This is a genomic window from Ruegeria sp. AD91A (assembly GCF_003443535.1).
GTDB lineage: Bacteria > Pseudomonadota > Alphaproteobacteria > Rhodobacterales > Rhodobacteraceae > Ruegeria.
In genome coordinates, this window is sequence record NZ_CP031946.1 from 202508 (window position 1) to 224855 (window position 22348).

Annotated in this window: 21 protein-coding genes; 5 read left to right on the forward strand and 16 right to left on the reverse strand. The window is 58.4% G+C overall.

Features of this window, described 5'->3' with window-relative positions:
• Positions 1-67: 67 nt before the first annotated feature.
• The 4 genes from D1823_RS01025 to D1823_RS01040 all read left to right on the forward strand — a co-directional run bounded on the left by D1823_RS01025 (position 68) and on the right by D1823_RS01040 (position 5785).
• Positions 68-1888, forward strand: coding sequence for an ABC transporter transmembrane domain-containing protein (locus D1823_RS01025; RefSeq protein ID WP_117868213.1), 1821 nt, complete (start codon positions 68-70; stop codon positions 1886-1888).
• Positions 1889-2047: 159 nt separating this feature from the next.
• A complete protein-coding gene (locus D1823_RS01030; RefSeq protein ID WP_117868214.1) occupies positions 2048-3937 on the forward strand; it encodes an acyl-CoA synthetase in 1890 nt (629 codons plus the stop codon).
• Between the two features lie 12 nt (positions 3938-3949).
• Positions 3950-4873 carry an alpha/beta hydrolase gene (locus D1823_RS01035; protein WP_117868215.1) on the forward strand — a complete coding sequence of 308 codons (924 nt, stop codon included), beginning with the start codon at positions 3950-3952 and terminating at the stop codon, positions 4871-4873.
• A gap of 108 nt (positions 4874-4981) precedes the next feature.
• Positions 4982-5785, forward strand: a complete 804-nt coding sequence (locus D1823_RS01040) for a methyltransferase domain-containing protein (protein ID WP_117868216.1) — start codon at positions 4982-4984, stop codon at positions 5783-5785.
• A gap of 23 nt (positions 5786-5808) precedes the next feature.
• Here D1823_RS01040 and D1823_RS01045 read toward each other — a convergent pair whose 3' ends face one another.
• From D1823_RS01045 to D1823_RS01115, 15 genes are all read right to left on the reverse strand, one after another.
• Entirely contained in the window at positions 5809-6645 is an 837-nt protein-coding gene (locus D1823_RS01045) for an alkaline phosphatase family protein (RefSeq protein WP_117868217.1), read from the reverse strand.
• A gap of 154 nt (positions 6646-6799) precedes the next feature.
• Positions 6800-8437, reverse strand: coding sequence for an ABC transporter ATP-binding protein (locus D1823_RS01050; protein WP_117868218.1), 1638 nt, complete (start codon positions 8435-8437; stop codon positions 6800-6802).
• Positions 8434-9249 carry an ABC transporter permease gene (locus tag D1823_RS01055; protein WP_117868219.1) on the reverse strand — a complete coding sequence of 272 codons (816 nt, stop codon included), beginning with the start codon at positions 9247-9249 and terminating at the stop codon, positions 8434-8436. Before D1823_RS01055 ends, D1823_RS01050 begins: the two co-directional genes overlap by 4 nt.
• Positions 9246-10202, reverse strand: coding sequence for an ABC transporter permease (locus D1823_RS01060; RefSeq protein ID WP_117868220.1), 957 nt, complete (start codon positions 10200-10202; stop codon positions 9246-9248). The genes D1823_RS01055 and D1823_RS01060 overlap by 4 nt, the downstream gene beginning before the upstream one ends.
• Before the next feature lie 15 nt (positions 10203-10217).
• Complete coding sequence (locus D1823_RS01065) at positions 10218-11804, reverse strand: ABC transporter substrate-binding protein (protein ID WP_117868221.1); 1587 nt, start codon at positions 11802-11804, stop codon at positions 10218-10220.
• A gap of 235 nt (positions 11805-12039) precedes the next feature.
• Positions 12040-13143 (reverse strand): DUF4147 domain-containing protein, encoded by a 1104-nt coding sequence (locus tag D1823_RS01070; protein WP_117868222.1) that lies wholly within the window; start codon positions 13141-13143, stop codon positions 12040-12042.
• Complete coding sequence (gene dtd / locus D1823_RS01075) at positions 13143-13580, reverse strand: D-aminoacyl-tRNA deacylase (RefSeq protein ID WP_117868223.1); 438 nt, start codon at positions 13578-13580, stop codon at positions 13143-13145. Before dtd ends, D1823_RS01070 begins: the two co-directional genes overlap by 1 nt.
• 42 nt (positions 13581-13622) lie before the next feature.
• Positions 13623-14291 carry a nitroreductase gene (locus tag D1823_RS01080; protein ID WP_117868224.1) on the reverse strand — a complete coding sequence of 223 codons (669 nt, stop codon included), beginning with the start codon at positions 14289-14291 and terminating at the stop codon, positions 13623-13625.
• Between the two features lie 65 nt (positions 14292-14356).
• The gene (locus D1823_RS01085) at positions 14357-15472 is read right to left on the reverse strand and encodes a TFIIB-type zinc finger domain-containing protein (RefSeq protein ID WP_117868225.1); all 1116 of its coding nucleotides are present in this window, start codon (positions 15470-15472) and stop codon (positions 14357-14359) included.
• A gap of 7 nt (positions 15473-15479) precedes the next feature.
• Complete coding sequence (locus D1823_RS01090; protein ID WP_117868226.1) at positions 15480-15797, reverse strand: CPCC family cysteine-rich protein; 318 nt, start codon at positions 15795-15797, stop codon at positions 15480-15482.
• 9 nt (positions 15798-15806) lie between these two features.
• A complete protein-coding gene (locus D1823_RS01095) occupies positions 15807-16955 on the reverse strand; it encodes an SPFH domain-containing protein (RefSeq protein ID WP_117868227.1) in 1149 nt (382 codons plus the stop codon).
• A gap of 22 nt (positions 16956-16977) precedes the next feature.
• Complete coding sequence (locus D1823_RS01100) at positions 16978-17904, reverse strand: DUF2927 domain-containing protein (protein WP_254683767.1); 927 nt, start codon at positions 17902-17904, stop codon at positions 16978-16980.
• Positions 17905-17947: 43 nt separating this feature from the next.
• On the reverse strand, positions 17948-19138 hold the full coding sequence (locus tag D1823_RS01105; RefSeq protein ID WP_117868229.1) for a toxic anion resistance protein: 1191 nt from the start codon (positions 19136-19138) through the stop codon (positions 17948-17950).
• Positions 19139-19168: 30 nt separating this feature from the next.
• Positions 19169-20083 carry a 5-bromo-4-chloroindolyl phosphate hydrolysis family protein gene (locus D1823_RS01110; RefSeq protein WP_117868230.1) on the reverse strand — a complete coding sequence of 305 codons (915 nt, stop codon included), beginning with the start codon at positions 20081-20083 and terminating at the stop codon, positions 19169-19171.
• Between the two features lie 175 nt (positions 20084-20258).
• Positions 20259-21137 (reverse strand): pseudouridine synthase, encoded by an 879-nt coding sequence (locus tag D1823_RS01115; protein ID WP_117868231.1) that lies wholly within the window; start codon positions 21135-21137, stop codon positions 20259-20261.
• Between D1823_RS01115 and D1823_RS01120 the strand changes: the two genes are divergently transcribed.
• Positions 21136-21600: a nucleoside deaminase gene (locus D1823_RS01120; RefSeq protein ID WP_117868232.1), complete on the forward strand. Its 465-nt coding sequence runs from the start codon at positions 21136-21138 to the stop codon at positions 21598-21600. The two genes, D1823_RS01115 and D1823_RS01120, sit on opposite strands and share 2 nt — an antisense overlap.
• 8 nt (positions 21601-21608) lie before the next feature.
• Here the strand turns inward: D1823_RS01120 and D1823_RS01125 are convergent, their stop codons facing one another.
• Complete coding sequence (locus D1823_RS01125) at positions 21609-22301, reverse strand: metal-dependent hydrolase (RefSeq protein ID WP_117868233.1); 693 nt, start codon at positions 22299-22301, stop codon at positions 21609-21611.
• Between the last annotated feature and the right edge of the window lie 47 nt (positions 22302-22348).

The window sequence follows — 22348 nt, forward strand, 5'->3', positions numbered from 1 at the left end:
TGACCATACCTGACTGTACCTCCAAGAAAGCGGTCACTCAGTACCGTTCAGGACACAAAGGCCAGACATGGCAAGACAAACCGTCAGCAAACCAGCAAATGCCGCAGCCCCCGGCGCCTCTGAAGAACGCGCCCGTTCAAAGAAGATTGGGGTGCTGGCCTCGCTTTGGCCGTTCATGAAGCCCTACAAGTTCCTGATGATCGGCGCGACGCTGGCGTTGATTTTGACGGCGAGCATGACCCTGACGCTGCCACTGGCAGTACGGCGCGTCGTTGACAATTTCCGCATTCAGGATGGCGAGCTTCTGGATTGGTATTTTCTGGCCGCGCTCGGCATTGCCGCCGTTCTAGCCGTGGGCACCGGTATTCGGTATGCACTGGTCACCCGTCTGGGTGAACGGGTGGTGGCTGATATCCGCAAGGCGGTGTTTGACCGCGTCATCGGCATGAGCCCGGAATTCTACGAACGCATCATGACAGGTGAGGTGCTAAGCCGGATCACCACTGATACGACGCTGATCCAATCGGTTCTTGGTTCATCCGTGTCCATTGCCCTGCGAAATATGTTGATGTTCGTCGGTGGGCTGGTTCTGATGCTGCTGACATCTGCCAAACTGACCGGGCTGGTATTGTTGCTGATCCCTGTCGTCATAGTACCGATTCTCGTTCTTGGCCGCCGCCTTCGCGTGATCAGCCGCGAGAATCAGGACTGGATCGCCGCCTCGTCCGGCAATGCGGGTGAGGCATTGGGGGCAGTGCAGACCGTTCAGGCGTTTTCTCACGAACAAGCCAGCCGTCAGCAATTCGGTGAGATGACCGAGACCTCTTACGGTGTATCGCTGCGCCGCATACAGACCCGTGCGGTCCTGACGGTTATCGTGATCTTCCTGGTCTTCTCGGGTATTGTTGGCGTTCTGTGGATGGGTGCGAACGACGTGCGAAACGGGCTAATGACCGAAGGCGTTCTGATCCAGTTCGTGATCTATTCGATCATCATGGCAGGTTCAGTGGCAGCCCTGTCCGAAATTTGGAGCGAACTTCAGCGCGCCGCAGGTGCCACCGAGCGTCTGGTCGAGTTGCTGCATGCAGAAGATACTGTCACCGACCCTGCCAATCCTAAAGCGCTGCCCAAAGACATTCAGGGCGAAATCCGGTTTGAAGACGTCAGCTTCCGCTACCCGGCGCGCCCCGATACAGTTGCACTGGATCATCTCTCGCTTTTAGTGAAACCCGGCGAGACGGTCGCATTTGTCGGGCCATCGGGTGCGGGAAAAACAACCGTGATTCAACTGATCCAGCGCTTCTATGATCCAAACTCGGGCCGCGTGACGCTGGACGGCCTTGATCTGCGCGACCTTGACCGGTCAGACTTCCGCCACCACATGGCTTTGGTGCCTCAGGATCCTGTGATCTTTGCTGCGTCCGCGCGTGAAAACATCCGCTTTGGGCGTCTGGACGCCTCGGATGCAGAAGTCGAATCTGCCGCGCGTGCCGCTGCCGCGCATGACTTTATCGCGGCCTTGCCAGAAGGATATGACAGCTTTGTCGGCGAACGGGGTGTCATGCTGTCCGGCGGGCAGAAGCAACGTATCGCCATTGCCCGCGCAATCCTGCGCGACGCGCCGGTTCTGCTGCTGGACGAGGCGACTTCGGCGCTGGATGCGGAAAGTGAACGCGCAGTGCAAGGTGCTGTGGACAAGATGCGTGCCGGGCGCACGACCCTGATCGTTGCGCATAGATTGGCAACTGTGAAAAAAGCCGACCGCATCGTTGTGCTGGAAGAAGGCCGCATCGTAGCGCAAGGCAGCCACGAGGATCTGGTGTCTCAGGACGGGCTGTATGCACGCCTTGCGCGCCTGCAGTTCACCGATGGTGTCGCTGCTGAATAAGAGTGACGCTCCGGCATTTGCGAATTCGCCGTAGCGTCATTCTACATTTTACCCCCCTTGAAGGCTAAGGCCTCGCTTGCGCGAGGTTTGTTTTGCTTCCATCTTGGTCGCGAATAACAAGCCCGCGCAAAACGCGGGAGAATATACGGGAGGAACCACATGGCCTTTGTGGGATTGGAAGACAAGAAGCGTATGGAACAGGAAATGCCGTGGGAGGATCGGGATTTGCCTGTCACCTTCCATCAGCTTTTGTCGCGCACGGCAGGGAAGTTTCCCAACCATAATGCCATGAGTTTCCAACTGTTCTCGGGCCCGAACGACAAGGCCGAGACCCTGACCTGGTCGCAACTTTTGGCTCAGGTCAATCAGGCGGCTAACCTGTTCCGCTCGCTGGGTGTGGGCGAAAAAGACGTGGTCGCTTTTGTGCTGCCCAATTGCAATGAGACATTGGTCACACTGATGGGCGGTGCGGTCGCGGGGATCGTGAACCCGATCAATCCCCTGCTTGAACCGGAACAGATCGCCGCGATCCTGCGCGAGACCGGCGCCAAGGTCGTGGTGACGCTGAAATCCTTCCCGAAAACAGATGTCGCCCAGAAGGTCGAGGAAGCGGTGCGCCACGCACCCAAGGTCAATACCATTCTGGAAATTGATCTGAACCGGTATCTGACCCCGCCCAAATCATGGCTGGTGCCGTTCCTGCGCCCCAAGATGGGCGACAAGGAAAAGCTCGCCCATGCGGATTACAAGAACTTCCACACTGGACTGGCCAAACAGCCGACGACGCTGACTTTTGAAGACAGCAAGGAAGATCGTGTCGCCTGTTACTTCCATACCGGTGGCACCACAGGTATGCCGAAGGTGGCGCAGCACAAGTATTCCGGCCTGATCTACAACGGCTGGTTGGGTAGCACGCTTCTGTTTGACGAAAACGACGTCATCATGTGCCCGCTGCCCATGTTCCACGTTTTCGCGGTGCACGTGATTGTGATGGCAGCCGTTTCATCCGGTGCCCATGTGGTTTTCCCGACACCACAGGGATATCGCGGCGACGGGGTGTTCGACAATTTCTGGAAGCTGATCGAGCGTTGGAAGGTGAGCTTTATCATTACCGTGCCAACTGCGATTTCAGCCAAGATGCAACGCCCGGTCGATGCCGATATCTCAAGCGTAAAAACGGCCTTTTCGGGCTCGGCCCCGCTGCCGGTGGAACTGTTCCGCCGGTTTGAAGAAGCCACCGGCGTCACCATTGTCGAAGGGTATGGTCTGACAGAAGCAACGTGCTTGGTCTCGTGCAATCCGGTGGACGGCGAGAAAAAGATCGGATCGATCGGTATTCCGTTTCCTTATACAGACGTCAAAATCCTGCAGGACGGACCGGACGGACCGACCGAATGCGGGACTGATCAAATCGGTGAGATCTGTATCTCGAACCCAGGTGTCTATGCGGGAAATACTTACACCGAGGCCGATAAGAACGTTAACCTGTATCACTTCGATGAGTACCTGCGCACAGGTGATCTGGGGCGCTTCGACGAAGATGGGTATCTGTGGATCACCGGTCGCGCGAAGGACCTGATCATTCGTGGCGGTCACAACATCGACCCTGCCGAGATCGAAGAGGCTTTGCTGGGCCATGAAACCGTTGCTTTTGCCGGTGCTATCGGCCAGCCGGATGCGCATTCCGGTGAAGTTCCCTGCGCCTTTGTCGAACTGGTCGAGGGCGCATCGGTCACCGAAAAAGAGCTGATGGATTACTGCAAGGTCCACGTGCATGAACGCGCGGCGCAACCCAAGCACATGACCATTCTGGATGAGCTGCCCAAAACTGCCGTTGGCAAGGTGTTCAAGCCTGATCTTCGGAAACAGGCTATCACTCGTATCTACAACGGCGCTCTCGAGGATGCTGGTTTAACGGCACGGGTAGTTTCTGTCATCGATGACAAGAAGCGCGGCCTGGTCGCGCAGCTTGACGCGAACGGATCTTCGGAAGACGATGTTGCTAAAGTGCTGGGGGTATACACCCGGCCATGGGAGTGGTCTGAATAAGCCGGAGGGACAATGGACTATGAACGCCTGATCGACGAAGAAACCTGGGCGTTCATACGTCGCACGGCCGAAAGCTATCCTGATGACGCGGTTCAGTTGTCGATTGAGGATCAGCGCCGTGTCTATGACACCATGTGTCAGGACTTTCGCCAACCACGCCCGGCTGGCGTGGAAACAGAGGACAGGGCGGCCGATGGTGTTCCGGTTCGTATCTACTCTGCCGGGCAACCAACCCGAACAGTCGTCTATTTTCATGGTGGCGGTTTCGTTGTTGGTGGTCTCGAAAGCCACGACGATGTTTGCGCTGAGTTATGCGTCCAAACCGGGTACCGGGTCGTCGCCGTCGATTACCGGCTGTGCCCTGAACATGTGCACCCGGCACAGTTTGATGACTGTTGGACGGCTGCGAACTGGGCCGCAAGCGAATACGGTGACCCGCTGATATTGGCCGGTGACAGCGCCGGTGGAAATCTGGCTGCCGCTGTTTCCCATCACGCGCGCGGGCGTTTGGACGGGATCCTGGGGCAGGTGCTGATCTACCCGGGCCTCGGTGGGGACCCCAGTCAGGGGTCCTACACGGAACATGCCCAGGCCCCCTTGCTGACGTTGGATGAAATCAAGTTTTATGAAACCGTCCGATACTCGGGCGTTCAGCCCAAGGGCGATCCAACCTATGCTCCGTTGCAGGACAGTGACTTTTCAAACCTGCCGCCGACCGTGGTTGTAACGGCTGATTGCGATCCGCTGCGAGACGACGGGCAGGTTTATTGCAGGCGGATCAACGCGGCGGGCGGGCGGGCCCACTGGATCAACGAATCCGGTCTTGTTCACGGCTATCTGCGCGCGAGAACCTCGGTGAAACGTGCGGCTGACAGTTTCGAACGTATTTCGGTTGCGATAGAAGCGCTGGGGCAGGGGATTTGGTCCTACGACTAATGCAGCGAATGTCTCGGCAATGGTGCTCGAAAGCCCGGTACGTTCACAACCCAACAAACCGTTAGGCTGTGGTATAGTCTCTTGGAATTTCCAAGGAGACATTAGGTTATGACCGACCCCTTCCAGAACGTTGATGCCGCAGGGCCTGAATTCATCAAGTTGTTTGCGGATTCAATGGACCAACGGCAAGCGGACCCGACCATGGAACGGATCGTTGCTGCGTATCTGGATCATCTGCATGTGACGCGGGCGTCCACAGTTGTAGAGGTCGGTGCGGGTGCAGGCGCCGTAACGCGTCGCATCGCATCACGCTGCCACCCGGCAGAAGTTGTCGGGTTTGAACCCTCGAAAGGGTTTGTCTCGGAAGCCAGCGATCGGGCTAAAGAGTATTCGAACCTGACGTTTAAGGTGGCAGACGGTGCCGCGCTGCCTTTGGAAGATGATGCCGCCGATGCGGTCATTATGCATACGGTGCTAACGCATGTGGAAGATCCCGGATCTCTGGTTGCCGAGGCTTTCAGAGTGCTTAAACCTGATGGTCTGTTGATTGTGTGTGACGCTGATTTTTCCAAAGCGACGTTCAGCTCTTTTCCAAATGATCCACTGGATATCTGCGCAAAAGAGTTCGTCCGCGAGTTTGTGACCGATCCCTTTGTTGTCGCAAAACTCAGGCCAATGATTGCCGGTGCCGGACTTTCTGTTAGGCACTTTGACGTTCAGAGCAGAGTTGTATCAACACCAGAGCACATGTTGCCTTGGGTCGACCTGACCACCAAGCAAATGTGCGAGCGAGGTGACATCGGAAAAGAATTAGCGGCGGGGCTTGTGGCCGAGCACGAAAGACGTGCTCGAAACGGGTCACTTTACGGATATCAGGTGTTTGCGACAGTGGTGGCCGCAAAGGCCACATAAGCGACCCCGAAGCTGCATGCGCATTACCGCAGAAACGGTTCGGCCTTCATTGTCTCTGCAATGGGGGCACCTATTCGGCTCAGGATGGTCGGGGCCAATTGCAACTGGTTTATGACAGTCTCAGAGTCTGGCCCTTCGGCGTCGCCGAAATAATACAGCGCCGTTTCCTGTTGCAGCGGGCTGCGCCCACCGTGGTGCCCACGCTCGTCCTGGCCGTGATCCGCCGTGACGATCACTTCATATCCCAACTGACGCCAGCGGGGGATGAAAGGGGCCAGCATCTCGTCGGCGACAAAGCAGGCGTGATCCATTTCTTCACAATCGTGGAAGAAACGGTGGCCCATACTGTCCAGCGTGCAGGTGTGCAGAATGCCATAGTCCAGCCCGAACCGCAGGCACAGATTGGTCAGAGTGGCATACAGGTCGACATCAGATGGCGTCATCTGATTGGCTTTGCCATAGCCGGTCATGCTGTGAAAACGGCCATGGTTGATCGTCCGGCTTTCGGGTTCGTCATATTCGATGTCGCGGACGTAATCAAAGGGATGACGGTTGAAGAACTGCGACCAGTAGCTGTGTGTCACCGCTCCGGTCACACCACCGGATTCACGCACCTGACTAAAGACGTCCTTGTGGCTCAGCCGGAAGACGTTTCCATTCCCGGTGCAGCCGTGCTCTTGCGGCGTCACGCCTGTGTGGATCGACGCATAGCAACTGGCCGATGTCGAAGGCAGCACCGCGCGCAGTTTCCAGACACGCGCTTCGCCGCTGTCGACCCAGCCTTCGAGATTGCCGAACAGGCGGCGAAAATTGCGATAGGGGACACCGTCCAGAATGATGAGAAGTAGCTTGCGGTCCATGTCGAGGCCCTTTGATAGACATTGCGTTCCGGCGACCCTAGGAGATTCGACGTCCATCGGCTGCCACTTTGCGCCCCCAATAGCAAAATCCCGACACCTGTCATCAGACAAAGTGCCGGGATTTCAAACCGTCATTGAATTGTCGCGAACCGGATCAGTTCCCGGCGCTTTCCATCTTGCGATGGGCGACAACTTCCTCCAGCCAGCCCAGATGCATTTCAGGCACCGAACTGAGCAGCAGGTCGGTATAATCGTCGAAAGGCGGGCTCAGCACCTGACTCTTTGAGCCATAACGGGCCACGCGACCCTGATACATCACCGCGATGCTGTCGCTGATCGCGCGGACCGTCGCCAGATCGTGGGTGATGAACAGATAGGCCACATCCTCGATCTTCTGCAAGTCCAGCAACAGTTTCAGGATGCCGTCCGCCACCAGCGGATCCAGCGCTGAAGTGACCTCGTCACAGATGATCATCTTGGGCTTTGCCGCCAGCGACCGCGCGATACAGACACGCTGTTTCTGGCCGCCAGACAGTTCCGCAGGATAGCGGTCGATGAATTTTTCACCCAGCTCGATCTCATCCAACAACTCGGTGATCCGTTTGCGCTTCTCAGCGCCGCGCATGTTGAAATAGAACTCCAACGGGCGGCCGATGATGGTGCCGACGGTCTGGCGTGGATTCATTGCCACGTCTGCCATCTGATAGATCATCTGCAACTCGCGCAGATCCTCGCGAGACCGTCCCGCAAGGTTCGGCGAAAGTGTGCGCCCGGCAAAATTGATCTCACCATCGCGCGGCGGCAACAGGCCGGTGATAACCCGGGCCAGTGTTGACTTGCCCGAACCGGATTCGCCAACGACCGCCAGCGTCTGTCCCGGATGAAGTTCGACATTGACGTTGTGCAGCACGTCGAAGTTCAGCCCCTTGTAGCGTGCCGTGATGCCTTCGACGGTGAGCAGCGGTTCCGGCGTGGGCTGTTTTTCTTCGTGCTCGATTGAACGAACCGAGACCAAAGCCTGCGTATACTCTTCCTGCGGGTTGTTGATGATCTGGTCGGTGCTGCCGTATTCGACTGTATCACCCATCCGCAAAACCATGATATCGTCGCTGACCTGCGCAACAACGGCCAGGTCATGCGTGATGTACAAAGCGGCAACGCCGGTATCGCGAATGGCATCCTTGATTGCCATCAGAACGTCGATCTGGGTGGTCACATCAAGCGCTGTGGTCGGTTCGTCGAACACCACCAGATCAGGTTCGGGGCACAGAGCAAGAGCGGTCATGCAACGCTGCAACTGACCGCCTGAGACCTGGTGCGGATAACGGCTGCCGATGTTGTCAGGATCGGGCAATCCCAGCTTGGCGAACAGTTCGCGCGCGCGGCCTTCGGCCTCTTTGCGGCTGAACTTCTTGTGCTCGACCGCGGCTTCGACAACCTGATCCATGATCTTCTTGGCCGGGTTGAACGACGCGGCAGCGGATTGCGAGACATAGGCAACCTCACCCCCGCGCAGATTGCGGATATCGCCATGCGATGACTTCAGGACGTCACGTCCGTTGACCCAGACTTCGCCGCCGGTGATTTCAACGCCACCCCGGCCATAGGCCATTGAGGCGAGACCGATTGTGGATTTCCCAGCACCGGATTCACCGATCAGGCCCAACACCTTGCCGCGCTCGAGGTCAAAACTGACCCCGTGCACGATTTCGATGTTATGGGGTTTCTCACCCGGTGGATAAACGGTCGCACCGATCTTGAGGTCGCGGACCTTGAGAAGGGTATCACTCATCCCCGGCCTCCTTTCAGCGATGTGGTTCGGTTCAGGATCCAGTCAGCCACAAGGTTGACCGAAATCGCCAGCGTCGCGATGGCGACAGCCGGGTACAGCGCCGCGCCAATGCCATAGACGATGCCATCTTTGTTTTCCTTCACGATGCCACCCCAGTCGGCCAGTGGGGGCTGTACGCCCAGGCCCAGGAAGGACAGGGTAGAGATGAACAGCACCATGAAGATGAACCGCAGTCCAAACTCGGCCACCAATGGCGACAATGCGTTCGGCAGGATTTCCCGGAAGATGATCCAAGCCCGTCCCTCACCGCGCAGTTTTGCGGCTTCGACGTAATCCATCACGTTGATATCCACGGCAACGGACCGCGACAGGCGATAGGGGCGTGTCGCATCCAGAAGGCCCATGACAAGGATCAGGATCGGAACAGTGACCGGAACGATGGCCAGAATGACCAGCGCGAGGATCAGGGTCGGGATCGACATGATCAGATCGACTGTCCGGCTGAGCGCCTGATCCGCCCAACCGCCCAGAACGGCGGCCAGCAAACCGAGCGAGGTACCGGTCAGAAAGCTGAGCAATGTCGCGGCGGCGGCAATGAAGATCGTCGTGCGCCCGCCATAGATCATGCGGGTCAGCAGGTCACGGCCGATATTGTCAGTACCCAGCAGGTGCTCGGCACTGGTCGGCTCCCATACATCGCCGACCACTTCCGCCATCCCGTAGGGCGCGATCAACGGGGCAGCGATTGCCACGAAGAAATAGGCGCCGGTGAACATAAGGCCAATCAGAGCCGAAATAGGAATGTTCTTCATTTCGGATGCCTCAGTCTTGGGTTTGCGAGGATCGAGACGATATCCGCGACCATGTTCAGGCCGATGTAAACAGCCGCGAACACCACGCCGCAGGCCAGAACGACCGGCACGTCACGCTTGGTCACGGCGTCCACAAGGTACTGCCCCATGCCGGGATAGACGAATACAACTTCGACCACGACAACGCCGACAACCAGATAGGCGAGGTTCAGCATGACGACGTTCACGATGGGCGAGATTGCGTTGGGAAAGGCATGCCGCGCGATGACCTGAAATGTGCTCAGGCCCTTAAGCTCTGCCGTTTCGATATAAGCGGATTGCATCAGGTTCAGAATTGCAGCCCGGGTCATACGCATCATCTGCGCCAGCACCACAAGTGTCAGAACAAATGCCGGCAAGGCGACGGCGTACAGTTTCTGGCCGATGGACATGGAATCATTGACCATGGCAAGCGAGGAAAACCATCCCAGTTTGACTGAGATGTAATAGATCACAACGTAGCCGATCAGAAACTCGGGGATCGATACCGTCGTCAATGTGATGGCGGAAATCAGCTTGTCTGGCCAGCGATTGCGGTATCTGACGGCCAGCAGCCCAAGGAAAATCGCTAGTGGAACCGAAACGATTGCCGCAACACAAGCCAGGAAAAGCGTGTTGCCGAGGCGTTTTCCGATGCTCTCAGAAATATCAAGCTTGTTGGTAAGCGATTGACCAAGGTCGCCCTGAACAATGCCTCCCAGCCATTCGAAATAGCGGGTCAGGGCGGGGCGGTTCAGGCCCATTTCTTCGCGGAGGTTAGCCAAGGCCTCGGGGGTTGCGGACTGCCCCAGGACGGCTTGCGCGGCGTCTCCGGGAAGAGCTTCGGTCAGGCCAAAAATCAAGGCCGAAGCGCCAAACAGCAATAGGATTCCCAGCGCGAGGCGCTGGGAAACCAATTTGATGATGGGATGCATTATCCGTGGCCCGTCTTAGACGAACCACATTTTGCGGGACATGTTGCCGTTCATCATCTCTTGCGTCGGGTCGCTTTCCCAGCCGTCCAGTTGGTTGCTGACACCTTCGACAAAGTCGTTGAACATCGGGCAGATCAGGCCGCCTTCGTCGCGGACCATTCTGCCCATCTGGCTATAGATGCCCTTGCGTTTTTCAACGTCCAGCTCCGCCTTTGCCGCGAATAGCATGTCATCGAACGCCTGAACCTTGAACCGAGTGTCGTTCCAGTCTGCGGTTGATAGATACGCGGTCGAGTACATCTGGTCCTGAACCGGACGGCCGCCCCAGTAGGAGGCACAGAAAGGTTGCACGTTCCAAACTTCGGACCAGTATCCGTCATTGGGTTCACGCTTGATCTCAAGCGGAATTCCGGCCTGCGCCGCCGTCTGTTGGAACAGCGCTGCGGCATCCACAGCACCCGGGAAGGCACCGTCAGCAACACGAAGGATAATCGGCGAGCCGTCATGACCGGACTTCTTGTAGTGCTCGGCGGCTTTTTCCACGCTGAACTCGCGCTGTTCGATGGTCTCATCAAACAGTGGGTAGGCGGCGTTGATCGGCATATCATTCCCGATCGAGCCATAGCCGCGCAGTACCTTGTCCACCAGATCCGTACGGTTGATTGCGTATTTCAGTGCCGTGCGCAGTTCGTTGTTGTCGAACGGAGCCGTGTCGCAATGCATAATGAAGACATAATGTCCGCGACCCGCTGTTGAATGCACCGTCAGGTTTGGCGCGCGCCCCAGTAAGTCGGCTACTTTGGGTTCTACGCGGTTAACGGCGTGCACCTGACCGGACTGCAGCGCTGCAGTACGTGCGGTCGCATCGTTGATGACAACCACTTCGACGCTGTCAAAGTTGCCGAAATCGCTGTTCCAGTGGTTTTCGTTCTTGGTGAACAGGTGACGGACACCGGGCTCGTCAACTTCCAGTTTGTACGGACCAGTGCCGATCCCAGCCGCCGGGTTATCCATGCCGCCGTCCGGCTGAATGATCAGGTGGTAGTCCGCCATCAGATAAGGCAGATCGGCGTTCGCTTCGGTCAGAGTGACCTGGAAGTTGTCGCCGTCGGCCTTCATTGACTCGATGCCCTTCATGATGCCGAGGGCGCCAGATTTGGAGTCTTCGTTCGAGTGGCGCTGCATGGTCTTCAGCACGTCCTCGCTGGTCATAGTCTTGCCATTGTGGAACTCGACACCCTGACGCAGTTTGAAGGTCCAAACCTTGGCGTCCGCGCTGCCTTCGACGCTTTCAGCCAGGCGCGGCTCGATGGTCCCATCAGGTGCAACTTCTACAAGCTGGTCGCCGAATTGCTTGCCGTTCTGGAACGGAACCGAGCTGGCATAGGTCGCGGGATCCAGCGAGTTTGTGGACTCGCCACCCTGAAGGCCAAACTTCAGGTCGCCGCCCTTTTTCGGGCCAGCTGCGCGTGCTGCGTCGGCGAACATCGTGCTAGCCACGGCAGCCGAAACGCCCAGGGCCGCGGCTTTCCCCATGAATTCGCGGCGGGTCATTTTTCCGGCTGTGACCTGACCGGCCATATGCGTGATTTGTTCGTTCATTTAGTGATCTCCCTATCGAGTGGTTCCAGCCCTTTTCGGGCTTTTGTTGACGCATGAGTCAACGTTGGCTTATTTCCGCGGACCGGGCAAGGACATTTCTCCTAAATACCGATGGCCGAAGCCCTCTCTTTCTTGTCCGGTGTGCGGCAATTGCTGAGTGGGTGTTCAGGTGCAGTCTGCATTTCCGGGTAGTTTCCGGTCGATTGCGGGTCAAGGTGGCATGATAAGCGTCAATTCATCCACGTATCGCGACAACCAGGTCCATGACATTGGTGCCGGTTGGCCCTGTTATCAGCAAAGCATTGGCTTTTTCCAGGAAAGACCCGCTATCGGCTTTTCGAAGCGCGCGATCTGCGCCATCACCCCAGGTTGCGCCTGTTATGATTCCTCCCGCCGCATTTGTCGGACCGTCCGTGCCGTCGGTGCCGCCCACGACCACCGCAAGATCTGTTTGGCCTGAAATCTCTTTGGCCAAGGCAAGCGCAAGGGCCTGATTTCTGCCGCCACGCCCCGGGTGATCAGGCAAAACCACGGTCGGTTCTCCGCCAAAGATCATCACTCCCTTTTTCATTTCGCGCAGCATGGGCCCAAGACGCGCCGCGACCTGCAAATAGTCGTCGTGCAGGGCCTCATTATTGGTCAAGACACTCAACCCCGCCGTTTCTGCCGCTTTGGCAGCCGCATTGCGGGCATGCGCGTTCGAAGCAACGATCCGGGTGGTGGCCGCAAAGGAATGGTTATCAGGCAATGCTCCGATTCCCGATCCGATGACATTCAGGTCGTCTCCGGGCACATCCGAAATCGCCAGAACAGTGGCGCGGTTTCCGGCGAAATGGGACAGCAGACCGCCGCCCTTGATACGCGACAGCTTGCGCCGCTCGGCATTCATCGCGCGGATATCCAGCCCTTTGGACAGCAGTTTGCGGTTTAACGCCTCGAGGTCATCAAGTGATGTTCCGGGAAGTAGGTCCTCGGCCAGGGATGACGCGCCGCCCGAGACCAGCAGCAGCACATGTGATCCGGGTTCCATTTGTTCCATGGCGAGGCGCAGAGCACGCCCGCCCGCGAGGCTGCGGTCGTCCGGAACGGGGTGTGAAGCTTCAATCACCTCGACCCCACCCGGCAGGTCGCGGCCATGGTCGTCTTTGGTGACCACAAGCGTGGGGATAGCGCCAAATTGCGCCAGCGCAGCCCGCGCCATGGCTGCGGCTGGTTTGCCCACGGCCAGAATACGGTCGGGTTTCGGGACATCAGGCAAGGCGGCTTGGGTGGCCTGATACCCGCCGACGGCCTCAACCCCGGCCTGCCACAACCTGACGGCTTGCTTCTCAATATCCATCAATTCTCCACCCAGATCGTGACTGGCCCATCATTTACAAGCTCAACCGCCATGTCCGCGCCGAACTGTCCGGCTTCCACTGCAATCCCCTGCGCGGCAAGGTGCTCTGCGAAGACCGTGTACAACTGCTCTCCCAGCTCAGGCGGGGCTGCGTTCGAAAATCCGGGGCGATTGCCGCCGGAGGTGTCCGCCGCCAATGTGAACTGGCTGACCACCAAAGCAGAACCTTCAACATCCAGAAGCGAGCGGTTCATCTTGCCGGCGTCGTCCTTGAAAATCCGCAGTTTCGCGGTTTTCTCGGCCAGTTTTTCTGCCTGTGCCTTGCTGTCGCCCTGCATGGCACAGACAAGAATCATGAGCCCAGGGCCGGTTGTGCCTATGACGGTGCTTCCGACCGACACTTTGGCCTGTGTCACCCTTTGCAGCAATGCGCGCACTTGGTTCCTCCCCCGAAACGTTGAGCCTGCCTGAGCGACGGTTTAGCCGCGCCAGTCCACAAAGTCACCCAATGCCGCGCGCTCCGTACGGAAGCTGTTTGCAGGATGATCCGTATCCGAATAGCCAAAAGAAATTGCGCACAGGATCAGCCGGTCATCGGGGATCTGAAAATACTGATGCAAAAAAGGACTATATGTGGCCAATGCCGCTTGCGGGATGGTTGCCACGCCCAAAGCCTGAGCAGCGAGCGCAAAAGCCGTGACAAAGCCGCCGCAATCCATTGCACCATATGGTCCAAGCTCTGCCGGGCTTGAGATGATGGCACAATGTGGTGCGCCAAACAGGGCAAAGTTCTGCATCATTTGCTGGGCCGATTCCTCGCGGTTCCCCCGTTTTACGCCAACCGCGTCGTAGAGTGCCCAGCCGCACGTCCGGCGGCGGTCTTGGTACACGCCGGAGTAAGACGTGGGAAATGGAAGATCCGGGGCCGGTGTGCCGTTTTCCGCCTCGTTTAGCATCGCGTCGCGGAACCTGTCGGTTTCGTCTCCGCTGGTGATGATCAGTTGCCAAGGTTGCGAGTTGCACCAGCTTGGCACCCGGGACGCGCTGGTCACGATCTGCGCGATCTGTTCTTGCGGTACCGGGTCCGGCAGAAAGGCCCGGCAGGAATGACGTTTGTCCAGCAAGGCATTCAATTCAGCAATCGACACATGGACCTCTTCTCAACGTTGCAGGTCTGAGGATGAAGGTGCGGTGTACAATGTACAAGAGGCTGTTATTGCTGTCCTGTTGCCATCAAGTACCCGACACCTGCGGCAACCAGCAGGCCAAGTACAACGGCGATTGTGATCTTTATTGCCGACCAGGGGCGCTCTCCCTGAACCCGACCGGTCCGGCCGTTCACCACGAAACGATAGGTCTGGCCGCGATACTTATAGGCCGCCAACCAGACCGGCAGCAGGATATGTTTGAATGTGACATCGCGCACATCGGTGTCCACTGCGTGGATACGTTGCCTGTCGCCACCAATATCAAAACGTACATCCCGCTCGATCATGCGCGCCATATGTGCTCGGGCCTCGGCATATCCCTCTTTCAGCTCAACCGTATAGGCCTCGGCGCGAAACCCGGCGAGGTATTCTGGCTGGTAGGGTTCCAGAGCCGGTAGATCCCAAGGCTCCAGAGCATCGGTGTAAGTCTTGGGCAGTGACCTTGAGGCCAATACCAACACGTCGTCAAAAAAACGCGCCACCCGGCCGGACTTGGGCGTCCAGCGGACTTTTGGCACCTGTTGTTGCACCCGTTTGCCATCCCGCATGACGGTGCGGGTTTCATAGTAGACTGTGCCGCGCTCTCCGCGATAGGCCGATTTGGTATCGGCATCAAAGGTCCAGTACGGCACGTAGATACCCTGCATCCTACGTCCTTTGCGGGCATAGTCCTTGAGCCCGTTCGGAGCGAACCACAACCGCCCCAGCCAATCGCTCATCGCCGTGTGGGCCACGCGTTCATCCAGAGCAAAAGGCAGAACGCCCTTCGGTTTGATATGTCGGTTCACCCCGGTGTCCGTCACAACCGGAGTAGCGCAGAACGGGCATTCCGCAGCATGGGTGTTGGGGTCGAATTCAACCTGCGCCGCACAATTTGGGCAGGACAGAACCCGTGTCTCTTCGATTTCGCTGTCGGGCAGGCGGTCGGCGATGGCCGCGTCGAAATCCAGCTCGCGCAGGCTGGCGCCGCCCCAGGGGCCCGCACCGATCGGTTCGGAATGGCCGCAATGGTCACAGGTCAGCGTGCCGGATTTCGGGTCGAACCGATAGTCCGCACCGCACTGGTCACACGGAAAACGGTGTTCCGCGACATCAGGCGATGGGGCAGGGGCATGAGTCATGACGCGCTCAGTCCTTGAGAGGGAAGTAGAGATAGGCCGCGCGGTTTTCCTCGGGCAGGACATGCGGCAGCATCGCGGCCTCGCAGGCCCCGATCGTCTTGAAACTGTCGCGCCCTTCGGCCAGCGTCAGGCTATGATTGGCCGCCGAGGGCTCGCGTGGGTTCGTGTCACAATGGATTTTCTCGTCCTCCCAGAAACAGATCGGACAGATCAGGTACTTTCCGCGCTCCGAAAGGGTGACATAGTCGCAGCAGGGGCAGACGAAATGCGGGCCGGGCCGCGTTCTGCGTCTGACCTTCTTCGTGCGCTTTCCAGGGCCGGTCATGCGGTGCCCTCATGTGCCGGGTGGGGGCGGAGGCAGAATGGTGAACAGCTGCGCCAGCTCCTGCACCTCGCCCGCTTTCTTCCATCCGTCCTGACCAGGCGTCCACACGAAAGTGTCGCGCGTGATCTCGCCGTCGCTGGCCATGCGGCCCATCTTGGCCTTCGAGAACGGGCCGCTGGTCTGTCCGTCCACCGCGATATGCCACACATGCTCGACGGGGGGCGGAGGCGGCGGGGCCACATGCGCGGCCGGTTGCGCAGCAGCGGGCGCGGTCGCGCCCCACGGGCCTGACGGCTGACCCGCTGCCATGTTCGCCATCTGGTTCGCCATCGCCATGCCCATTCCCATGCCAAGGCCAGCGCCCATGCCGCCACCGCCGTTTGGGTTGCTGGCGGCCGCCGTCATTGCCTCGGCTGCGGAATACTGTGTAAACTTGCCCAGATCACCGGCCAATCCCATCGAGGTGCGCTTGTCCAGCGCCGCCTCGACCGCTGGCGGCAACGAGATGTTTTCGATATAGAACTCAGGCATCTCGAGCCCGTATCCGTCCAGTACCGGCGACACCTCGGCCGCGATCAGCTTGCCCAGATCGGCGGTGTTGGCGGCCATGTCCAGAACCGGAATGCCCGACCCCGCGATGACCCGACTGAATTCCTGCACGATGATGTTGCGGATCTGAAAGCTGATCTCGTCCATTGTGAATTCACCGTCAGTTCCTACGATCTCGATCAGGAACTTGGCTGGGTCCTTCACACGTACAGTATAAGTGCCATAGGCGCGGATCCGGGTCGGCCCGAACTCCGGATCGCGCAGCATGATCGGGTTCTTTGTGCCCCATTTCAGGTCGTTGAACCGTGTGGTGTTGACGAAATAAATCTCTGACTTGAACGGAGATTGAAATCCATGATCCCAGTGCTGCAACGTGGTCAGGATCGGCATGTTGTTTGTTTCAAGCATATAAAGGCCCGGCGTAAACACATCCGCCAGTTGGCCTTCGTGCACAAAGACCGCCGCCTGACCTTCGCGCACGGTTAGCTTGGCGCCATACTTGATCTCGTGACCTTCGCGCTCGAACCGCCAGACCATGGTGTCACGGGTGTCATCCACCCAATGAATGACATCAATGAATTCTCCGGTCAGAAAATCGAATATTCCCATTTGGGTTCTCCTGTCCTTGGGGTCAGAGCGGCTGCCCCATCAGTTCGTGTGCAATAATTCTTACAATGGGTCGTGCTTCGTCGACGTCTACGCCGGGCTGCAGTCGCGGGTCATACAGCATCGTCAGCAGCTTTTCGTCGTGGCTGGTCAGCAGGGCAAACTCGTCGTCATCATTGAAAATCGAAGGTCGCGCTGCCGGGCTGTCATTGGACAGGCCAAGACCCTGAGCAATTTCTTCGTGAATGCAGCTTTGGCGGCCCAGATCCGTCAATTCGGCCCGGATAAGGGAAACGGCTCGTACGTATCTGTGTGGTGATGAGGTCGTTGCCGATGCAAACACCAGACAATCGATATTGGCACGTGGATTGGCCACCAGGTTCAGCGAGTCCTGACCGATATTCGGGATCAGCTGCTTCAGGCGGGATACGACATAGGCGCTGTCGTCCTTGCCTGCAAAAAAGACATGGAAATTGGCGTTGCGAGAGACGACGGAAATCGGATGATCGGTCAATCTGGCCAGACGGGCGGCAAAGGACCGAACCTGATCTGTGTCTTTCTGCCGTGCAGAGGGAAGCACGGAAGGGCCGAACTCGGTCTGTATGCGCACCGACCCGGACCATCGGCTGAGTTGCCCGTCCGTCTGACGAGAGCCAACCGCGACGCTCTGCGTCGGATACTCACTGTAGAACGCAATCGCTTCGAAATTCCGCGACAGATCTTCGGTATCATAGGGGGTGTCGGGGCCGCCCCCATCGATGCGCAAAAGTCCCCGCACCAGCAGGTCCCGTTCAACCCGCCGATAAAAGCGCGCCAGATCCTGACTTGCGGCAGACGGCGGCACATAAGCATTGGCTGCCACAGGTGCGGGTGCGGGGCGGGGTTGCGGAACAACGGATGACGTCAGGGTCTCATCGCAATTGGCCAGGGCCAGGAATGATACTATCCCCAATGTTCGTTTCAAGTAACCGAAGGCCCGCACGCTGAACCCGCCCTTAGCCAGGTACCGCCGTACCGGCATTGTCGCCGGTTCCGTCGCGCCGTGCCTTGGCAGACGCCAAAGTGTCGCGCAGTTCCTTTTCCATCTTCTGCAACTCAGCTTCGGCTGCGGCGCGTTTGGCCTTGCCTTCGTCCGCAATCGCAAGGCTTTCGTTGATGGTGCCAATTAGGTCGGCATTGGCCTGCTTGACCGCTTCGATGTCGAACACACCGCGCTCCATTTCTTGGCGGATCATCTTGTTCGATTCTCGCAGGTTGGCTGCGTTCGAGGTCAAAAGCTCGTTGGTCAGGTCATTGGCATCCCGCACCGCGGCAGCGGCCTCGGCGCTGCGCTGGATCGTAACCGCCTGGGCCAGTTGCGTTTCCCAAAGCGGGACGGTGTTCACCAGTGTCGAGTTGATCTTGGTGACCAGCGACTTGTCGTTTTCCTGAACCAAACGGATCGACGGCAGCGACTGCATCGTGACCTGTCGTGTCAGTTTCAGGTCATGAACCCGGCGTTCGAGGTCATCGCGTGCCGCGCGCATGTCGCGCAGTTCCTGCGCCTTCATCACCTGTTGTTCTTCGGGTGCAGCCTGAACTTCGGCTTCTTTTTCAGGGATGGCGTGGCTGTCGAGTTCGGTCAGCTTCTCTTCGCCCGCCGCGATGTACAGCGCCAGTTCATCATAGAAATCCAAGGTCTTTTCATACAGCAGGTCCAAAGACTTGATATCCTTGAGCAGCGTATGCTCATGCCCCAGTAGATCGTCGGTAATGCGGTCGATCTGGTCCTGAACGTCTTCGTACTGAGCGGTAAATTTTGCAAATGGTGCAGCTCTGCCCAACAGTTTTTCCCACCAGCTACGTTCGCGACGCACGTCAAGTTCACTGACCGAGAACCCGCGTATCGTGGTTACGATGTTGCGCAGGCTGTCACCGGCCGGGCCGACATCCTTGTTGCGCACATCCGCCAGCATGGCCTGGCTGATTTCCTGAAGTTCGGCCTGAGCGGACGAGCCAAACGCGACGATCGAATTGGTGTTGTCCATGTCGATTTCATTCATCCGCTTGCGGATTTCGGCGCTGACGGGTTCGTCGGCTTCCTCCAGCGACACGACTTCGGCCTGTGGTTCGGGCAGGGCAACTGCGGTGACTTCCTGTACCAGAGTTTCGGCCTGAACTGCCTTTTTCTTGATCTCATCGGACATGGGGATGTTCCTCGCTCAAATAATGGCCGGTCAGTCCAACCGGACGCCTTCGCGCTGCAGTCTTTCACGCAACACGTCGATTTCGACCGTCAGATCACTGCGGTCATCCAATAACATTTTCCGCGTACGTGCGGAAAAATTCTGCTCCAGATCGTCCAGCAGGGCGGAATAGTCGGCAAGCGCCTGCGCATCACGGGTGCGCGCGTAGACATCAGCAAACTTGACAGTCGCGTCACGCGCGCCCCGCAGATAGACGGTCAGGTATTTTCTGGCTCCGGCCAGATCGCGAGGATCTTCCTCGACCGTGCGGAACAGGTCACGTGCGGTGTCCTGAAACCGCTCCACACGGGCTTCGACGCGTCGGTCGCCCGCGCGTTTTATGGCATCCGTCATTTCCGACAACTGTTTCTCGGCATCATCGACCACGCGGGCCACACGGTCTTGCTGATAGGTGTCGACCCCTTCCATCCCTTTGTCCTTCATCGGATCAAGTCCAAATGAGACAGAGTGCAGAACGGTCGCCGCAACGCCAAACAGTACGGGGGCCAACAGGCTGACCTGCGCGGCTGCCTCAGCGTCCAGAAACTCGGATCTGTAAGACGCAAGGCCTGCGCCAAGGCCAGTGAGAACACTGGCAAAGATCTTGCGCGGAAAAGCGGGCCTTCGGGCGGTTTTGCGGGCGTTGTACGCGGCCTCGGCCCTCAGGCCTTCCCGCAGCAAGAATGCGGCCGCCGTCAGAAAACCAGCGGCGATCAACCCGATGGTCATGCCAATCGCGCCGTCGTTCAGGGACAGAAACACCAGAGGAATGGCGGGCAGAAACAAAGTATTCGCACGCGCACCAGCGGGCTCGACCCGCGCGCCGTCAAACTGACCCCTTGGCAGCGGAGCGTTTTCCGTTTCATCGCCCTGTGGGCTGTATTTACCGCCAAACCGTTTTGCCATGGCTTACAGACCCCCGAGCAAGCCAGTGCAGACGCCGAACAACAGCACCAGCAGTACAGCGTAGGCCAGTTTTTGCACTCCGCTTCCGGACATCACGCCCCCCAAATAGCAGCTTTCACTGAAAATTTAGGGGATACGCGGGCTTAGCGCTAGGGGGAAGGTTGCCGAACCCGCATCACTTGCGGGGAATCTTGCCGATTTGAGGTCGTTTTCTTTGTGGCCGTGACGGGCGTTTGGGCGCGTTGTCGGCTTTATCTTCGGAATCCAGACCCAGTTGATCGCGCATGACCCTGCGACGGACTTCTTCGACCTCACCCTGTTTCAGAGTCCCCAGCTGGAAGGGGCCGTAGGACACGCGCAACAGTCGGTTCACGGTTAAACTGATATCCTCCATCGCGCGGCGGATTTCGCGGTTCTTGCCTTCGCGCAAGCCGATCGTCAGCCAGGCATTTGCGCCCTGTTGGCGATCCAGCGACACGGTCATTGTCTGAAATCGCTCTCCTTCGATTACCAGCCCCTTGCGCAACGGTTCGAAGTCTTCGTCCTTCGGGCGACCGTTCACTCGCACGCGGTACTTCCGCAACCAGCCAGTCGAGGGCAGTTCAAGCTTGCGCTTGATGCCGCCATCGTTGGTCAACAGCAGCAACCCTTCGGAATTCAGATCCAGCCGACCGACGCTCATCACCCGTGGCATGTCGTCGGGCAGCCTGTCGAATATTGTCTCTCGCCCTTTTTCGTCGCTGGTCGTTGTCACCAACCCGGCAGGCTTGTGATACAGCCACAGGCGCGATGGTTCCGGTTCCGAGACCGGCTTGCCGTCGACTACGATCTTGTCTTTCGCCGTCACGTTCAGGGCAGGGCTGTCAATGGTCTTGCCATTCACTGCCACGCGGCCTGCTTCGATCATGCGTTCCGCCTCGCGCCGCGACGCTACGCCAGCGCGGGCCAGGACTTTGGCGATCCGATCGCCGGGGGGTGGGGTCTTGTTCATGTCAGGGCCATACCGCATCCCGCGCGCTTGCGAAAGGCGGGTTTCTGATGCAGTCAGGGGCATGGTGTTCAAATCGCATATGGAACAGGCCCTGGCCGAGGCGCGCGCAGCGGCTGATCGCGGCGAGGTGCCCGTGGGGGCTGTTATCGTCGGTCCGGACGGAACCGTTGTGGCGGCGGCTGGAAACCAAACGCGTGAGCTGAATGACCCCACGGCCCATGCTGAAATCGTGGCCTTGCGTGCAGCCTGTGCGCAGACGGGGTCTGAACGGCTGCCGGATCACGATCTTTATGTCACGCTGGAGCCTTGCGCGATGTGCGCAGCGGCCTTGGCGGCCGCGCGCATCCGGCGGATCTATTACGGTGCGGCAGACCCCAAGTCCGGGGGTGTGGCGCATGGTGCACGCGTATTTTCGCATGCACAGGCGCATCACGTGCCCGAGGTTTATGACGGGATTGCCTGCGAAGACGCCGCCGCACTTTTGAAAGACTTCTTTGCGTCGCGCCGGAAGGACGTGCCAAGCTGAAGTCGGGCCTAGAGTTTGATCGGCTGCATCACCTCAGGCTCGATCACATCGACCCCCGGCAATCCGTCGATCAACGCCTGTGCGGACTGTTCCAGGATGGGGAACGTTCTGTAGTGGCATGGGATGACCGCCTTGAAGTTGAAGTAGCGCTTGGCGGCATAGGCGGTGGCTTTCATGTCCATGGTGAAATGCCCGCCGGCCGAAAGGATGCCGATATCGGGCTTGTGGTAATCTCCCATCCAATCCATGTCGGCCATGATGTCGGTATCGCCCGAGACATAGAGCATATGCCCCTCAGCCGCGATCATGAAGCCGACTTCACTGCCACCGGTGCGCAGACCGTCCGGTGTTGAAAAGGTCGAGCTGTGAGAAGCCGGAACCATTGTCACCTTGACGCCGTTCAGATCGACGGTGCCACCCTTGTTGAAACCGATGGTCTCAATGCCTTCCGTTTCGCTCCAGAATCCCATCAGATCATACTGGCCGACAACGGGGACTTTCAGGTGTTTGGCCAGCGGCAGAATATCAACCACGTGGTCGAAATGCGTGTGGGTCAGAAGGATATGAGTCGCACCATCCAGCGCTGCATCATGCTGATCTTCCGGCAAGACCGGGTTGCCGGTCAGCCACGGGTCGATCAACAGAACCTGCCCCTGAGTTTCAATGCGAAAACTGCCATGGCCCAGCCAGATAATGTTCATTCCGGTTTTCCTCCCATAAGGTCTCTTGGCAGCAGCCTAGCATCGGC

Bases quoted from the DNA above. Each gene is read 5' to 3' on its own strand.
- D1823_RS01030 (WP_117868214.1), top strand. From the start codon at position 2,048: ATGGCCTTTGTGGGATTGGAAGACAAGAAGCGTATGGAACAGGAAATG.
- D1823_RS01095 (WP_117868227.1), bottom strand. From the start codon at position 16,955: ATGGGAATATTCGATTTTCTGACCGGAGAATTCATTGATGTCATTCAT.
- D1823_RS01035 (WP_117868215.1), top strand. From the start codon at position 3,950: ATGGACTATGAACGCCTGATCGACGAAGAAACCTGGGCGTTCATACGT.
- D1823_RS01085 (WP_117868225.1), bottom strand. From the start codon at position 15,472: ATGACTCATGCCCCTGCCCCATCGCCTGATGTCGCGGAACACCGTTTT.
- D1823_RS01060 (WP_117868220.1), bottom strand. From the start codon at position 10,202: ATGCATCCCATCATCAAATTGGTTTCCCAGCGCCTCGCGCTGGGAATC.
- D1823_RS01045 (WP_117868217.1), bottom strand. From the start codon at position 6,645: ATGGACCGCAAGCTACTTCTCATCATTCTGGACGGTGTCCCCTATCGC.
- D1823_RS01040 (WP_117868216.1), top strand. From the start codon at position 4,982: ATGACCGACCCCTTCCAGAACGTTGATGCCGCAGGGCCTGAATTCATC.
- D1823_RS01115 (WP_117868231.1), bottom strand. From the start codon at position 21,137: ATGCCCCTGACTGCATCAGAAACCCGCCTTTCGCAAGCGCGCGGGATG.
- D1823_RS01125 (WP_117868233.1), bottom strand. From the start codon at position 22,301: ATGAACATTATCTGGCTGGGCCATGGCAGTTTTCGCATTGAAACTCAG.
- D1823_RS01065 (WP_117868221.1), bottom strand. From the start codon at position 11,804: ATGAACGAACAAATCACGCATATGGCCGGTCAGGTCACAGCCGGAAAA.
- D1823_RS01110 (WP_117868230.1), bottom strand. From the start codon at position 20,083: ATGGCAAAACGGTTTGGCGGTAAATACAGCCCACAGGGCGATGAAACG.
- D1823_RS01090 (WP_117868226.1), bottom strand. From the start codon at position 15,797: ATGACCGGCCCTGGAAAGCGCACGAAGAAGGTCAGACGCAGAACGCGG.
- D1823_RS01120 (WP_117868232.1), top strand. From the start codon at position 21,136: ATGGTGTTCAAATCGCATATGGAACAGGCCCTGGCCGAGGCGCGCGCA.
- D1823_RS01025 (WP_117868213.1), top strand. From the start codon at position 68: ATGGCAAGACAAACCGTCAGCAAACCAGCAAATGCCGCAGCCCCCGGC.
- D1823_RS01105 (WP_117868229.1), bottom strand. From the start codon at position 19,138: ATGTCCGATGAGATCAAGAAAAAGGCAGTTCAGGCCGAAACTCTGGTA.
- D1823_RS01070 (WP_117868222.1), bottom strand. From the start codon at position 13,143: ATGGATATTGAGAAGCAAGCCGTCAGGTTGTGGCAGGCCGGGGTTGAG.
- D1823_RS01055 (WP_117868219.1), bottom strand. From the start codon at position 9,249: ATGAAGAACATTCCTATTTCGGCTCTGATTGGCCTTATGTTCACCGGC.
- D1823_RS01050 (WP_117868218.1), bottom strand. From the start codon at position 8,437: ATGAGTGATACCCTTCTCAAGGTCCGCGACCTCAAGATCGGTGCGACC.